Source organism: Kitasatospora sp. NPDC058492, from assembly GCF_042720685.1.
Lineage (GTDB): Bacteria > Actinomycetota > Actinomycetes > Streptomycetales > Streptomycetaceae > Kitasatospora.
The window spans coordinates 24,320-38,172 of the sequence record NZ_JBHXMU010000022.1 but is presented as its reverse complement, the minus strand read 5'-3'; the positions used below and the strand labels follow the sequence as shown (position 1 = coordinate 38,172).

Here is a 13,853-nt window from a genome sequence, read left to right as displayed (position 1 = left end):
GGGTGCGGGGCGGCAGGGCCGCCCCGCACCCGTTCAGGAGGCGAACAGCACCCGGGAGTAGTCCGGGCGCAGCACGACGTTGTTGTCGTACAGGCAGTACCGCACGGCCAGCAGCGGCACCGACGGGTCGCCGGGTTCCACCGCCGTACGCACCGCCGCGAGGACCTCCTCGACGGAGCCGAACCGGGCGGCCAGCTCCGCGCACACCTCGTAGGCGGTGCGCCCGGTCCGGTCGTCCCAGTACCGGGGCAGGCCGATCCCCGCGAACGCCGAACGGACAGCGGGCAGTTCGGTCCCCACCGCCAGCTCCACCAGGGTCCGGGCGAGCGGGCCCTCGGACTCCGACCCGTCCGCCGGATCCAGCAACCGCCCGACGAGAGCCACGCCGCCGTCCGACGCGAGGGCCGCCCGGACGGTGCGCAGCTCCGCGCTGTCGCCCTCACCGCCGCTCCCCAGGCGGCCGCACCAGGCTGCCAGTTCACCCGCCCCGGCGTTCCGGGCGAGGAACCCCTGCCAGTCGAGGCGGGCACGGTGGGCGCGGGAGAGGTAGGTCGCCTCGACGTGGGCGAAGAACTCGTCCACCGCCCGGGCGCCGCCGAGCGCCGCGACCAGGGCGGGCGGGTAGCTGAAGGTCGGATACAGCAGGTCCACGGTTTCCAGCCGGCCCCGGGGGCCGACCGAGTAGGCCGCGTCGCCCGGTTCTCCGGTGATCCCATCGCCGAGGTCGAAGACCCGGGTGGCACGGGTGATCAGGGAGTCCTCGAAGCGCTCGGCCAGTCGCAGGTCGCTGACCGCGCGCAGCGTGGTCGAGACGGTCTCGGGGGTGGCGTAGGAGTTCCCGAGGAACATGTCCAGCCTCCGCGGCGGCACCGGCAGGCCGCGTGCCAGGCGGAACGCCTCCTCCTCCTCCAGCCAGTCGACCTGTGCCTGCACGGCGTGGCGGGCCCGGTACGGCACGCGGGTACGTTTGAGGTTCGCGTCGTCGTACGAGCCGAACTGGTTCCAGCTGGGTTCGAAGTGCGATTCCAGCAGCATCCGGATCTCGGCGCGTTCGAGCGCCGGGTTGGGCAGCAGGTAGCAGGTCCACTGCACCGGCCGGGGCCGGTCGCGGTTGAGCCGGCGCATGCGCGCCGCCAGCTCGAACAGCAGGTCGTTGCGGCCGATGTTGACCTCGGAGCAGACCATCCAGATCCGGGTGACACCGCGATCGGCCAGGAAGCGGATGTCGGTGAGCACGGCGTCCAGGTCCCGCACCCGGTGCCGCCGGCCCTTGACCATCGGCTCGGTGCAGAAGTAGCAGCGGTACGGGCAGCCGCGCTGCACCTCCACCGGCACGTGGACCTCGGGCTCGGGGCCGAGGACGCGTTCGGGGCCGTAGAAGTCCAGGAGGTCGCGCAGGATCTCCTCGGTGTACTCGGGGTGGTCCGTGGGGGGCAGGAAGACCCGCTCGTTGACGGTGTAGCGGTCGCCGTGGCGGTGGGCCAGGTTGGCGATGCCGCGCAGGTCGTGCCCGGCCAGGATGTCGTCCAGGCGGCCCATGATCTCGTCCGGTTCGCCGACCACCCCGTAGTCCGGCCGCAGCCGCTCCAGCAGGGCGTGCGGCCTGGTGGTGAAGCCGAAGCCGCCGAGCATGACCGGGGTGTCGGTCAGGTCCCGCAGGATGCCGATGAGTTCCTCGGTCTCGTGCATCGGCCAGTAGCTGTTGCGGCGTACCGGTGGGGCGCCGGGGAGGTCGGCGTCGGCGTAGTTCCAGATGAAGATCGAGTCCAGTTGCCGCAGGTGGATGCCGATGAGGCGGGGGTCGGTACGCTCCAGCACCGCGGCCAGCACCGAGCGCCACTCGGGCTTGGGGGTGCGCAGCAGGTCGAACCGGGCGGTGGTCAGGCCGTGCCGTTCGGCGATCGCCGAAACCTGGACGAACGCGTAGGGATAGATGGGCAGTGCCGGGTAGTTCGAGGCGCTCAGCAGCAGCAGGTCCACGCCGTGTCGCCCCGGTACCACTGGGATGGGGTCTGCCATGCTGGGGATGGTGACACATCGTCAGTCCTCTTCACCACCATACGGATCAGCGCAAGGTGTCCGGATCCTCACTCTCTGCGGTGCAACCCCTTGACCGGAGCATGCACCGGACAACAATGGATTCCACGCTCCTGCCGCTCCGGCCCTGCGGCGGACCCACGAGCTTCCGCGTGCCACCGCCTCGCCGTCGCCCGCACCGCACCGCACCGTACCGACCGGACCCGCCGCGACGGCCCCCTCCCTCCCGTGAGGAGTGAATCCTTGACCTTTCCCGTGCTCTCGGCCGACTCGCACGTCGTCGAACCCGTGCGCCTGTGGACCGAAGGACTGGAACGCAAGTACCGCGACCGCGCGCCCCGGGTCTCCTGGGACGCCGAGCGGCGCGGCTGGTACTTCACCTGCGACGACCTGCCCCCCGCCCTCGTCAACAGCCTCTACGCCACCGACGCCACCGCCGAGGGGTTCGTCACCGACGCCGAGACGGTGGTCGAGGCGGCCCGGCCGGGCGGCAGCGATCCGGCCGCGCGGCTGAAGGACATGGCCCTGGACGGAGTGGCCGGCGAGGTGCTCTACCCCAGCCTCGGCCTGCACCTGTTCTGGCTCTCCGACGGAGAGTTCCAGCGTGCCTGCTTCCGCGCCTACAACGACTGGCTCGCCGAGTACGTGCGCCACACCCCGGAGCGACTGGTCGGCCTCGGGCTGATCTCACTGTGGGACACCGAGGAGGCCGTACGGGAGCTGCGCCGTTGCCGCGAGCTGGGCCTGCGGGGCGCCGCGATCTGGGCCTCCACCCCCACCGAGCGGGACTTCGGCGGGGAGATCAACGACCCGTTCTGGCGGGAGGCCCAGGCCCTGGGCATGCCGGTGTCGATGCACTGCCTCACCGGCTACCGGGACAGCCCGAAGCTCTTCGACTACGACAGCCCGCTCGGCCGCATCCGGCGCAACATGGGCTACCCGGAGGAACTCCAGCACACCCTCACCGACCTGATCTTCTCCGGGGTCCTCCAGCGCTTCCCGGACCTCCAGGTCGTCCTGGCCGAGAACGACATCGGCTGGATCGCCTACCATTTGCTGCACGCCGATCGCATCTACGACAAGCTCGGCCCGGCCCTGCGCACCGACCTCACCATGGCGCCCAGCGCCTACTTCCGCCGCCAGGTGCACGCCACCTTCACCGAGGACGAGGTGGGCGTGCTCACCATGCGGCTGCTCGGCTCGGGGAACTTCCTCTGGGGCAGTGACTACCCGCACTACGAGGGAAGTTGGCCGAACTCCCGGCAGGTCCTGGACCTCGGGCTGCGGGACGCCGGCCCGCAGGCGCGGCAACAGGTGACCTCCGAGAACTGCGCCCGGCTCTACGGGTTCGACCTCGCCACCCTGGCCGCCGAACCGACCGAGTGACCCAGCCGTCCACCGCTAGGGAGCCCGCATGGCGGAGCAGAACGCGAACCGCTGGTACCGCTTCATCGACGACGACATCGAACGAAGGACCCGGACGAGTGTCGGCTTCACCAACCTGATCTCCACCCGCCCCTACCCGATGGACACCGGGACCTTCGAGGGTTTCATCGATCGCAACGCCCTGATCCGCGAGTACCTGCGGATCACCCGGGACGTCTTCCTGGCCAGCGTGCGCGGCGAGATCGACCCGGCCGTCGCGGACACCCTGCTCGCCCGCCAGCCCCCGGAACGCGACCACACCTACCACAAGAACCTGACTGAACGGCACCTGGAACTGCCCCGGTACTTCCGCACCGACGAGCCGGCCCCCGGCCAGATCGCCGAGGTGCAGTGCCCGGCGTCCGGCTGGGAGATCGCCGACCAGGTGCACGCGCTCTACCAGGCCTTCCCGGACGACTTCGGCGGCCCCTCACGACACCTCGGGGCGCCGATCGACAACCTCGCCGACTCGCTCCGGGCCCGCTTCGGCGACGACCTCGTCGTCCACCACCTCACCGGCAACGCCTCCCGGCCGCACGGCGTCCAGTACACCGTGCAGCGACTGCGCGAGCGGGGCATCCGGCACTTCGGCTTCGACCGGGTGCACTGGAAGGACTGCGGGCTCGTGCGCGCCCACGAGTTCTACGACCTGCGCTACAACGGCTTCTTCGACCAGTGGATGGAGGCCTGCGAGCGCGGCGAACTCTTCTTCGACCACCCGCCGACCCCGCTCTACGACGCCAAGGTGACCATGGCCTGGCCGTTCTGGGAGAAGACCCGGCAGTACTACCCGGACCGGGTGCGCGGGCTCTTCCCGCACACCGAGATCGTCACCCCCGACGGCTTCCACCTGCCCGACGGCAGCTGGATCGGCCTGGACGAGTACTGCGCGCTCGGACAGGGCAAGCGCCGCTACTACCTCAAGTTCGGCAGCCATCACCCCACCCTGAACTGGGGCAGCCGCGCCGTCTACCACACGGGCAGCTTCTCCGGCGCGGCGCTGCGTGCCCTCTTCGACCGGGCCCTGGTCGACACGGCGGCCGGTCACCTCTGGGTCGCGCAGGACGCCCGCCTGCTGCCGGAACCGGCCACGGGCGTCACCCGGGACGGCGAGCAGGTGGGCTTCGACGCCTACACCAAGCTCAGCGGGTTCTACACCCCGGAGGGCCTGGCCGGAGTGATGGTCATGCAGGAGCGTGCCCACAAGGTGCACGGATCGCCGCAGACCGTGCTCAGCATCGCCTACTGACACCCCCCGACCCCGAACGAGGGAGAATCGCGGCCATGGCCGACCCGGGCGCGACCCCGACGCTGGCGGGACGCCGGCGTCGGGGTCGCGTACTTCCGCTTCCTGGAACGGGACGGCGTGGACTGGGACGCCTGGTGGGACGTCCTGTCCGGCCGCGTCGCCGGCACCATCTTCCGCGGCGCGCTGGCACCCGACGTCTGCGAGCGCACCTGCCGCCGTTTCTGGGCCAGTCCCCTGACCGTCAGTCCCCCGCAGGCCGTCCGCAGCACCGACCGCGTCGCCGGCCCGATCCTCGTCTCCTCCGGGAGCCTCGACGCCTACCTGGACGCGTCCGAACGCGCCCGCCCCGGCCTCGACGCGATCTGGGAGGGGCCGGGCCCGACCCTGCCCGATCTGCTGGAGGACTGCCGCGCGCACCTGGCCGGGCTCGGCGTCGAGCTGCGGCCGGCGGAACACGAGGGCCGACAGGCCGCCGTCTTCAAGCTGCGGTCGCGTGCCAACAGCGAGACCTTCGGCCTGCTGCCGCACGACGACGCCCCGTACGGCTGGATGAAGCCGCACCTGGCCGGCTTCGAAGTCATCCGGGTCCGACCAGTCTGCAACGCCCTCACCTGCCTGGAGAACGGCCCGGGCGGCGAGCTCGTCTACTGGAACGCCGCGCCCGGCCCCGAGGACCGCAGGGCCCTGGGGCTGCCGCCCGGGAGCTACGGCTACCCGCTGGAGGCCCTGGAAGGGGTGGAACGGATCACCCTGGAGATCCGCCCCGGAGACGTCTACGTGTTCGACGGCGGCAACGTCCACGCCGTCGCGCCCAGCGGACGACCGGACGTGCGCCGCACCGTGGCGCTCTGGTCGACCGGCCTGCTCGACGAGCGGACCGTCCTGCAGTGGGCCTGACCGGCCAGGCCGACCGACCGGAGGGAAAGGACCTCATGACGGAAGCAACGGGCGCGGGGATCGACGTCCGACAGCTCGCGGGCCACATCGGCGCCATGATCGACGGGGTCGACCTCGCCGAAGCCCTGCCCGACCCGACGATCGACGCCGTCCGCGCCGCCCTGCTGCGCCACAAGGTGGTCTTCCTGCGCGGCCAGCGGCTCGGCCACCCCGAGCACATCGCCTTCGGGCGGCGCCTCGGCGAGCTGACCCGGCGTCCCGGCCGCAAGCACGGCGTCCACCCGGACGGGTACCCCGAGGTCCTCACCGTCGATCCGGACGTGGAGGACACCCGGCACGGCCAGCGGTTCGAGGAGCGACTGAGGCCCAAGGCCCTGGAGCCGTACTCCGGCTGGCACGTCGACCTGGCCGCCGCCGTCAACCCGCCCGCCATCTCGGTCCTACGGGCCGAGACCGTCCCCCCGTACGGCGGCGACACCCAGTGGACCAACCTGGTCGCCGCCTACCAGGGCCTCTCCGAACCGCTGCGCGTGCTCGCCGACGGACTGCGCGCCGAACACACCCTCTACGCCGCGAACCGCCTGCTGCTGTCCGACAAGGAGGACGTCGAAGTCCTGCGCCGGCTCACCGAGGACACCCTGCTCTCCGTCCACCCGGTGGTGCGCGTCCACCCCGAGACCGGCGAACGCGCCCTGTTCGCACCACCCGCGTCCGTCACCCACCTGCGCGGGCTGCTGCCCTGGGAGAGCCGCCACCTGCTGGAGCTCTTCCACGGGCACATCGGCCGCCCAGAGTACAGCGTGCGCTGGCAGTGGGCCCCCGGCGACGTCGCCATCTGGGACAACCGCGCCGTCGCCCACCTGCAACCCGCCGACCTGGACCGCACCGACCACCGCCGCACCCTCTACCGGGTGACCGTACTCGGCGACCGCCCGGTCGGCCCGGACGGCTTCACCTCCGAGGCCGTCCACGGCGAACCGCTCACCGCGTACCGCGGCAGCTGACCGACGCTGACGACCGCTCCTACAGCGAGGACTCCCGCCAGTGGCACCAGATCGTCCGCAAGCTGCTGTTCCGGGCCCGATCCGCCCAAGCCGGCCAGCCCTGAACCTTCCCTCGACCCGCCTGACGAGGTCTCCCATGGACAGCACGCCGGACAGCCCCCTGTCACCGCACGCCCTCGGGCCGCAGCTGCTCGAGCGGCTCATGGCCCCCCTGCGGCAGGCTGGTTGGACCCAGGCAGATCAGTGGTACGAGGACGAAGAGGACGAGGACGATTCTGGCGCCGACGCGGCGGCAACGGTCGAGCTGAGCCGCTCCAACTTCCACCTCTTCATCAGCTGGTCTCCGGCCACCGGCCGCCTCGTCATCGACGACCCCACCGACGGCTGGGACTGGGACGGGTACCTTCCTCCGCTGTTCGCGCTCGACGAGCCGCTCATCATCGACCTGAGCCCGCAATCCACCCAGGTGGACAGGGCGGAGGCCGCACGCCGGGCTTTCGCCGCCGCCGGGCTGCTCGACGTGACGCGCATCTATCTGCCCGGCGACGAGACATCGCTCCGCGGGACCCTGAGCACCCTGTTCTGGAAAGAGCACATCAGCCCCGCGATCCGTCGGCACCGCCGCGAGCACGACAGCCTGCAGGTACTCAGGGCGTTCGGCGAGGACTTCTACTGGCGCATCGGAAGCGGGCTGCGTGCCTACCCGGTGATCTCCCCCGACTCGGTGCCGTCAGCGGCAGCGCGAGGGATCGCCGAATGGTGCTGGCGGCGCGAGAGCGACGTCGAGGACTGGCACTTCAAGATCGACGACATCGCGATGGCCCGGGCCAACATCGCCGCCACCCGGGCCGTCCTGCCCCACGTCCACCTCGAGGCCATCGACTGGCACGCTGTGCGTCTCGCCCTCACAGCCCCCGCCCGCCGACTCGCGGACGGCCAGGCCCTGCGGGACACCTTCGAAGAAGGCTGGGGGCCGATCCTTGCATCCATCCACCGTGAGATCGACCTTTGGCAACAGGTCGACGAGGATCTCGGCGCGGAGGCCACCATGCGCCTGCTCTCCATGCATGGTTCCCACACCGAGTCCGTTGGCGAGTGGTGGGGCTCAGGCTGGTTCGAAACCGTGACCCGCAGCGCTATCGCCCGTGCCGCGGATGCCGACACCCTCCCCGCCTCGGTCCTCGAGGTCTTCACAGACCCGGAACAATTCGCTGACGCCGCCGGCGGCCACCCCGACCTGTTAGACGATGACACCTTCGCTTGGCTGACACGTGCCATCTTCCACAAACGGCTCCTCCAGCAAAAGGCCCGTTTGCCCCGGACCACCGCACTGGCCCTTCCCGACTGGGCGACGCAGAGCCTTCTGGCCCTGATCGAATCGGACGATGAACCTTCACCGACAGAAGCGTCATGATGAGCGAAGGTGCCCACGCAGGCAGGCACCAAGAGCCAGATGGCGAAGCATCCACCCGAATCGTGGGGTCGAAGCATCGAGCCGGGCCGGCAGAGGGCTGTTACTCCGTGTGGCCGAATCCGATGCTGGGCCTTGACGCTGTTTTGGGAACAGCCGATTTGGGTGCTGGTGGACGCAGTAGGACTTCTCAGGACGGCAAGGCCTCAAGCTGGGCATGGTCCTCGGTTCGTCGGGATGCTGTCCGAGGTCGCGGCCCGCAGCCTGCTCACCGCCCGCCCCGAGGCAGTCGGCGTGCGCACCCTGCCGATGAGCCTGGCCTCCGTCGCCGCCGCCCCGCTCGGCGCGGCCCTGTCCGGATGCTTCGGTGCGCCGCCGACGTCGACTAGCGGCGCCGGACAGACTGCGGCCAGAGGTTGCCGACCGGGTGCGCTTCGTCAGCGGGTGAGGGGCAGGCGTAGAAGCGAGCCCGCCCGCGCCTACGACCGGCGCTCGCGACTGCGCACCCTGCAGAAAGGGTCAGCTCAGGCCGCGCGCCGCCCCCGCAACCCTCCCGGACTGGGCAGCTCACGACCTCCTCGACATGCTCCGCCCGGACTCCGAGGAGCACGAGGCCCCAGCTGCCGACGCCACGCTCGGGCGTCCCTGACCGGCCGCACAGCCAGAGACGCCTCACCCCGCCCAAGCCGCAGTACGGAAGCCCTCCGACGCGCGGCTACGCCGCCCGCCGGAGGACCTCACCAGGCCCGGGGACCGGACTCCGTCCGGCGGCGGCCCGGTCGAGGGCCTGGGCCAGGGCGAGCACGGCCTGGTCGGCGGAGTCCTTGAGGAGGTGGCCGTAGAGGTTGATCGTGGTGGCGATGGTGGAGTGCCGCAGGGTCTTGGAGATGACGGCGACGGGGATGTTCTCGGCGATCATGATGCTGGCCGCGGTGTGGCGAAGGTCGTGCAGGCCGATCCTGGGCAGGTCGAGCTCGGCGGTGCGCTTGCGGAGCTGGTCGAGGACCCATTGGGGCCGTAGCGGGGTTCCGCCCGGGCGGGCGAAGACCAGGCCCTCGAGCCGGCCGTCGGGGTGGGCGGCCATCTGGATCGCGGCCTGGCGGTGGAGGGCGGTCATGACCCTGGGGGAGAGGCTGATCCAGGCGCGGCTGGCCTCGGTCTTGGGCTCGCGGAGGTGGATCTTCCCGTTGTCGATCGCGGCGAGGGTCCAGCGGACGAACAGCTTGCGGTCCATGAGGTGGACGTCGGACCAGTGCAGGGCGAGAACCTCACCGCGGCGCATGCCGGTGCCGAGCATGACCTCGAACAGGTCGGTCAGCTGGTCCGCGTACTGCTCCGCACTGTGCTGCAGGAAAGTCGCGGCTTGCTCGGGGGTCCAGCAGGTGCGCTCGGCTGCGCGGGGCTTGGGCGGCACGGAGTGCTTGGCCGGGTTGTAGCGCAGGCGCCACGAGCGGACTGCGGCGTTGAGTGCGTTGCGCAGGGTGGACACGGCCCGGTAGACGGTGACGCGCCCGCGCTGGGCCTCCAACTGGGCGGTGACCCAGTCGTCGATGTGTTCCGGGCGCAGGTCGAGGAGCCGGAGGTGGCCGAAGGCGGGGACGAGGTCGCGCTCGACGCACGCGGCGTAGCCGGCGTACGTGTTCGGCGCCAGGTGCGGCTTCCTCGTGGCGAGCCATTCCCGCAGGTAGCTCGCGACGGTGGTACGGCGGTTCTCGTAGACCCCGCGCAGCTCACCGTCCAGCACTGCGGCCATCTCGCGGGCCGCCTCGGCCCGGCTGGTGAACCCGCCCCGTCGACGGGTCCTTCGCCTCCCGTCTTCCGGAGCGACGTCGACGCAGTACGTCCACGACCCGTGACCCGCCTCCCCCAGCAGCCGCACACACCACGGACCCAGCTGCTTGCGGTGCTCGTCCGTACAACCGCACCGCCGGTAGACCCGTCCCCGCCGCGCACGCTGTCCCATGAGCTTCCCCTTCTCCCGATCGGGTGATCCTGGGACCAAGAGTCGCTGCCCGGTCGGGCGTGGCGACAGAGCGTGAGAGGCGGTGCGCGATGCACGTCAGAACCACACGGCGACGACACGCTCAAGACGACACACCGCCCGGAAGATCACTGTCCGCAACCGGTGGGTAAGCGACCATGATCCGCCCGCAGGACCGGGCCCCGCGGGCCGGCCGACGGCATCGACGCAGGGGCGGTCGGGCAGGTACGACGCCGCTTGCTGAAGGGCCGACAGGTCTCGATCACAGGCAGTAGCCGCGGCGGGGCGGGCGGCCTGGGGACCACTTTGGGACCACACCCGATGAGCGCCTATGGGCGCCGATGGTCCGAAACGGACACTTCTGCACGAAGTAAACACTGAGCAACTGTCAGCTGCCTGTGGCATCGCTTCAGTCGTGAAGTCCCAACTCACTTGTTCCCCATGATAGTTGAGCAATAGGAAAGCCGAGGCCTTGAGGCCTCGGCTGCCGACAATAGTTGAACCCCTTGACTGGGGGTCAAGGGGTCGCAGGTTCAAATCCTGTCGTCCCGACTGTAAAGTCGCAGGTCAGAGGCGGTTTACTCGCGTAGAGTAAGCCGCCTCTTTCGCGGTTTTCGGACATTCCAAAGCGGGGCAACCTGGACATCCGCCCTCGTGGGACCGAAAGGGACTTGGGTGACTTTCCTTCAATGTGAAGACCGACAGGCGTGCTGACCTTCAAAAGGGCGATTTCCGGCTCTGTAGCGCACTTGACCCATGGAACGGTGGGGTCAAGTGGGTAACTCTGGCCCGGTTCGTGTGATCTGACGGGCTGTCGACCGATCCGCGCCGGATCGGCGGCGCGGGTCTTGCGTTCCTGGCATGAGGGGATGTTCTTGTCTCCTGGTCACCAGCGGTCGGGGATTTGGCCGTTGAGGTGGAGTTGTTCGACGAGGTGGCGGGTGAGCGCATCGCCGGCGTTCGTGAGCTCGCGGATATCCGGGTGGAGATAGCGTTGGGTGGTGGTGATCTCCGCGTGGCCCGCGATCTGTTGGAGGATGTGGAGCGGGATTCCCGCGTCGGCCATCCAGGTCAGCCCGGTGTGGCGCAGGTCGTGGCGGCGTAGGTGTTCGTAGCCGAGGTCGAGGATGACGTTGTCCCAGTGGGTGGCGTCTCGTAGGACTGCTGTGCTGATGCGGCCACCGCGTGGGCCGGTGTAGAGGCGGGCGTCGGGGTCGCCTCGGGTGGTGCGGAGCCGGCGGGCGATCTGTAGGCGTAGCGGTTCGATGATTGGGATCAGGCGGGCGCCGCCGCCTTTGGTGTGCTTGTCGACCAGGCCACCGGGTGCGGGGGTGGTCTGCCGACGACAAGTCAGGATCCATTTGCTGGTGTCGATGTCGCGAGCTCGGACTCCGGAGACCTCGCCGATGCGGCTGGCCGTGCATGCGCTGTGGAGGATGACTTCTCCCCAGCCCTGGTAGTGGTTGTAGGAGGCATCGACCAGGGCGTCGGCGAGTTCGGTGAGTGCGGTCCAGTCACGCAGGGCGAGGCTGCGTGGGTCCCGCAGTTCATCCTCGGCCTGTTTGAACTCGCGCTGCCACCCGCTCACGCGGGCCGGAGTCTGGCTGAGGATGCCGTCCACGACGGCTTGCCCGAGGGCTCGGTTGAGCATGGCGAGGGTGTTCTTGATGGTGGAGCGGCTACAGCCCTCAGCGATCCAGGAGAAGACCGCCGTAGCGATTGTGCCAGCGGTGATCAGGCGGACGGGCAGGTGGCCGAGGTCGGGTTGGATCCTCAGGTGCCAGCCCGCGAGATAGGGGATGTGGGTGGTGGTCTCCAGGCCGCGAAGGATGCTCGGAAGCCGGCGGTCGACGTAGTCGGTCAGGGTCGTCGAGCTTATTGAGGGGAGCAGGGGGCTGCCGGTAGCGTCGGCCAGGATGGTAAGCCACTGGGTGATCAGTGCCGGGTCGATTCCGTTGTCGACTGCCTCGGCGAGGAACCTGGCCCAGGCGTGGGTCTGGGGCGCGGTTACCGGTATTGCCGGAGTGGCGGTGAAGGTCGGCGTTGTAAGCGAGGTGTTCGTCAGCGCCTTCGGGGGGAATGTTGACGTGCTCATATATCATGGTTGCGCCAAACATGCTGACTGGCTGGCTCGGCAGCTGTGCTTGGGCGCCAGTCACGGCGGCGGAGGCGAGCCACAAGGCCCGGGGCCACCGCTGGCCGCAACGGAGCCGGCAGACCACCGCGGGCGAACTCGGCGCGGCCTGGGATCGCCTGGTGGGGCGGGAGGCCCATCGACGGTCTGCCCGGTGTTTCGAGGTCCTGGCCGGGGCGCTCGCGCGGCCGACCACGTCCACGAAACCGACTTCCGACGGATCGGGCCGTGTTCATGCGCACGCGCTCTAAACTGATCAGTGGGCTGTGCTGCGGGTCTGTGACGGGTACGCCGCGTCCCGTTGCATGTGGCCCCGGGGTCAGGTCGAGTTCGAGTCGGGCGGGGGTACGAGGGCGCTGATGAAGCCGTTGGACAGCGATGTGGACCCTTTGGTGCTCGGCCCGTTTGAATTGCTAGCCATCCTCGGCGAGGGGGGTATGGGGCGGGCCTACCTTGCGCGGCAGTTGCCCTTGGACAACCTGGGCCCCGAGCTGGAGGCCGGGTATTACCTGGCCGAAGGCGATGACGACCGAGAGAACACCCTCTCGGTCGTGAAGGTCATCAGCCCGAAGTACTTGCAGAGCACGCAGCAGGACGAGGATGAGAAGCGTGCCCGGTTTGCGCAGGAGATCGGCGCGGTTCGGGCGGTCGTTAGTGACCGGGTGCCTTCGCTACTTGCTGCCGACCCAGAGGCAGCGCAGCCGTGGTTGGCGATCGACTACGTGCACGGTCCGAACCTCAGCACCATGATCAAGGAGAAGGGTGTCTTCTCGGTTGGCCCCTACGCTGCGCTGGGGCTTGCCCTGGTGGACGCGCTGCGTGCCATCCACGGAGCGAAACTGCTGCATCGGGACTTGAAGCCGGGAAACGTCGTCCTTGGCCCCACCGGCCCCGTCGTCCTCGACTTCGGTCTGGCGGTACTGGTCGACCGCCGCACTAGCCAGGCTGTGACCAAGACCGGGTTGGGCTTCGGCTCCGCTGGCTACATGCCGTTGGAGCAGGCGACCGACCTGAAGCGAGTCAAGGAACCGGCCGACGTGTACGCGCTTGGAGCCACGCTGTTCTTTGCGGCGACAGGCCATCCCCCTTATCCGCACGGCCCTGTGCCGGTGTCGCCGGTCTGGGATGACGTCGACAACACGTTCGTCCCGCTGCTAGCCAAGATCATTGTGCATATTCCGGAGCAGCGTCCGTCGCTCGATGCGGTGGAGCAAGGCTTGCATGAGCTCCTCATCCAGCACGGGCTGACACCGGAGGACGCCGATGCGCAGTTGCGAGAGGTCGTAGAGAGAGCAGGGCTCGCGCCGGAGTTGCCCCCCTCGGCGCTTGCGGGTGCCGCGAACGCCGAGGTGCAGGCGGCGGCGCAGCAGGCGGTGGATGCCGGAGCAGCGCCCGACGCGCCGTGGGTCGGCGGTGATGATCTCTTTGCACAGCTCTTCGCCTCGGATGAGCTCGAAGCGGTAGCGCCTGACCCGGTGCAGGAGCCCGAAGAGGGTTACTCACCCACGTTGATTGATCCGGCGAACGTGATCACGGTCGCGCTGACGCCTGCGGACGTACCTCCAGGGAAAGCGACCATGATCCTTCCGATCGAACCGCCGCAAGCCGGCGCCGACGCCCAGGCGCCGCCGCAGGCCGCACCCGCGGCCGCGCTACGCGTCGCGAAGTACCTCCGCGAGGCGTACGCCCGCAGCCGCAAACTCTAGGCGTCGGCC

9 protein-coding genes are annotated in these 13,853 nt (G+C 69.7%); 6 read left to right on the top strand and 3 right to left on the bottom strand.

Features of this window, described 5'->3' with window-relative positions; translation table 11 throughout:
- Nucleotides 1–33: 33 nt before the first annotated feature.
- Complete coding sequence (locus ACFWPI_RS16660) at nt 34–2,019, bottom strand: B12-binding domain-containing radical SAM protein (protein WP_380371648.1); 1,986 nt, start codon at nt 2,017–2,019, stop codon at nt 34–36.
- Nucleotides 2,020–2,280: 261 nt separating this feature from the next.
- Between ACFWPI_RS16660 and ACFWPI_RS16655 the strand changes: the two genes are divergently transcribed.
- The 5 genes from ACFWPI_RS16655 (at nt 2,281) to ACFWPI_RS16635 (ending at nt 8,026) form a co-directional block, all read left to right on the top strand.
- Nucleotides 2,281–3,423 (top strand): amidohydrolase family protein, encoded by a 1,143-nt coding sequence (locus ACFWPI_RS16655; RefSeq protein ID WP_380371645.1) that lies wholly within the window; start codon nt 2,281–2,283, stop codon nt 3,421–3,423.
- 28 nt (nt 3,424–3,451) lie between these two features.
- A complete protein-coding gene (locus ACFWPI_RS16650; protein ID WP_380371642.1) occupies nt 3,452–4,711 on the top strand; it encodes a hypothetical protein in 1,260 nt (419 codons plus the stop codon).
- Between the two features lie 117 nt (nt 4,712–4,828).
- Nucleotides 4,829–5,608, top strand: coding sequence for a hypothetical protein (locus ACFWPI_RS16645; RefSeq protein WP_380424868.1), 780 nt, complete (start codon nt 4,829–4,831; stop codon nt 5,606–5,608).
- Nucleotides 5,609–5,643: 35 nt separating this feature from the next.
- Nucleotides 5,644–6,612, top strand: a complete 969-nt coding sequence (locus ACFWPI_RS16640) for a TauD/TfdA dioxygenase family protein (protein ID WP_380371637.1) — start codon at nt 5,644–5,646, stop codon at nt 6,610–6,612.
- 136 nt (nt 6,613–6,748) lie between these two features.
- Nucleotides 6,749–8,026, top strand: a complete 1,278-nt coding sequence (locus tag ACFWPI_RS16635) for a hypothetical protein (RefSeq protein WP_380371635.1) — start codon at nt 6,749–6,751, stop codon at nt 8,024–8,026.
- Between the two features lie 712 nt (nt 8,027–8,738).
- Here ACFWPI_RS16635 and ACFWPI_RS16630 read toward each other — a convergent pair.
- Both ACFWPI_RS16630 and ACFWPI_RS16625 read right to left on the bottom strand, forming a co-directional pair.
- Entirely contained in the window at nt 8,739–9,776 is a 1,038-nt protein-coding gene (locus ACFWPI_RS16630) for a tyrosine-type recombinase/integrase (RefSeq protein ID WP_380371633.1), read from the bottom strand.
- Nucleotides 9,777–10,890: 1,114 nt separating this feature from the next.
- The gene (locus ACFWPI_RS16625) at nt 10,891–12,099 is read right to left on the bottom strand and encodes a tyrosine-type recombinase/integrase (protein ID WP_380371630.1); all 1,209 of its coding nucleotides are present in this window, start codon (nt 12,097–12,099) and stop codon (nt 10,891–10,893) included.
- Between the two features lie 398 nt (nt 12,100–12,497).
- Here ACFWPI_RS16625 and ACFWPI_RS16620 point away from each other — a divergent pair, with 398 nt between their 5' ends.
- Nucleotides 12,498–13,844, top strand: coding sequence for a serine/threonine protein kinase (locus tag ACFWPI_RS16620; protein ID WP_380371628.1), 1,347 nt, complete (start codon nt 12,498–12,500; stop codon nt 13,842–13,844).
- Nucleotides 13,845–13,853: the final 9 nt, after the last annotated feature.